The 1702-nt window shown below is 71.0% G+C and carries 2 protein-coding genes; both read left to right on the top strand.

Going from position 1 to position 1702, the window contains the following annotated elements; all coding sequences use genetic code 11:
- Positions 1-952: segregation and condensation protein A (locus GA0115240_RS31395; RefSeq protein WP_141709033.1), on the top strand; the 952-nt coding region annotated here is incomplete at its 5' end.
- A partial coding sequence (gene scpB, locus GA0115240_RS31390) for an SMC-Scp complex subunit ScpB (protein ID WP_107407242.1) occupies positions 949-1702 on the top strand: 754 nt, incomplete at its 3' end. The genes GA0115240_RS31395 and scpB, both read left to right, overlap by 4 nt.

Raw genomic sequence — 1702 nt, 5'->3', positions numbered from 1 at the left:
GCAGCCCGGCCCCGAGCCGGCGGCCTCGCCCGGGCAGCAGGACGGCGCCAGCCGGTTCACCGTGCGGCTGGTGAACTTCGAGGGTCCCTTCGACCTGCTGCTCCAGCTGATCTCCAAGCACAAACTCGACGTCACCGAAGTCGCGCTGTCCAAGGTCACCAACGAATTCATGGCGTACATCCACGCCATGGGGCCGGACTGGGACCTCGACCAGACCACCGAGTTCCTGGTGGTGGCCGCGACCCTGCTCGACCTCAAGGCGGCCCGGCTGCTGCCGTCCGCCGAGGTCGAGGACGAGGCCGACCTGGCCCTGCTGGAGGCCCGCGACCTGCTCTTCGCCCGGCTGCTGCAGTACCGCGCGTACAAGCAGATCGCCGCGATCTTCGCCGAGCGGCTGGAGCGGGAGGCGCTGCGCCACCCGCGCACCGTCGGCCTCGAACCGCAGCACGCCGAGCTGTTGCCGGAAGTGGTGCTCAGCATCGGCCCGGAACGGTTCGCCCAGCTCGCGGTGAAGGCGATGCAGCCCAAGCCCAGGCCCCAGGTCTACGTGGACCACATCCACGCGCCACTGGTCAGCGTGCGGGAACAGGCCGAGCATGTGATCGCGCTGCTGCGCGAGCTGGGCGCGGCCAGTTTCCTGGAGTTGACCCGGGACGCCCCCGACACCCTGACCGTCGTCGCCCGCTTTCTCGCCCTGCTGGAGCTGTACCGGGAGAAGGCGGTCACGCTCGACCAGGAGGAGGCGCTGGGCGACCTCCAGGTCCGCTGGACCGGCGCCGCCGACGAGGCCGACGTACCGCTGGTGACCGATGAGTTCGACCGGCCGCCGGAGACCGGAACCGAGGGGCAGCCGAACGGGACGGCGGGCGGGAGACCGAACGGGAATCCAGCCGGGAATCCGGGCGCGCGATCCGCGGCACCGCGGCCGACCGAGAACGGAGATCAGCGATGACCGAGCGTGCCGAACCGACCGGGCGTGCCGAACCGGCGGAGACCGCCGATCTGGAACCGGGTGCGGCCGAGGGCACCGCGCCCGCCCCCGTCGGCCTGCTGGGCGCCGAGCTCGCCGAGCTGGAACTGAAGCCGGCCCTGGAAGCGGTGCTGATGGTCATCGACGAGCCCGCCACCGAGGAGCATCTGGCGAAGGTGCTCGACCGGCCGCGGCGGGCCGTCACCAAGGCGCTGCGCGAGCTGTCCGACGACTACACCCGCGAGGGCCGCGGCTTCGACCTGCGGCTGGTGGCCGGCGGCTGGCGTTTCTACACCCGGCCCGCCTTCGCGCCCGCGGTGGAGAAGTTCGTGCTCGACGGCCAGCACGCCCGTCTCACCCAGGCCGCGCTGGAGACGCTGGCGGTGGTCGCCTACCGCCAACCGGTCAGCCGTTCGCGGGTCTCCGCGGTGCGCGGCGTGAACTGTGACGGCGTGATGCGCACCCTTCTCCAGCGGGGGCTGGTGGCCGAAGGTGGGACGGAACCCGAGACAGGTGCGATCCTGTACAGGACGACCAACTACTTCCTGGAACGTATGGGCCTGCGCAGCCTCGATGAGCTGCCGGAGCTCGCCCCGTTCCTGCCGGAGGCGGATGCGGTCGAGGCGGAGTCCCAGGAAGGGCTTCCGTCCTTCGATCCGGACGCTCCGGACGAGACAGTGACTACCTCGATTACGGAACTTGATGCGAGCAGCGACAGGACAGCGGCGGCGG

The organism is Streptomyces sp. DvalAA-14, from assembly GCF_900091855.1.
Taxonomy (GTDB): Bacteria; Actinomycetota; Actinomycetes; order Streptomycetales; family Streptomycetaceae; genus Actinacidiphila.
This window is presented reverse-complemented; position numbering and strand designations above follow the sequence as displayed.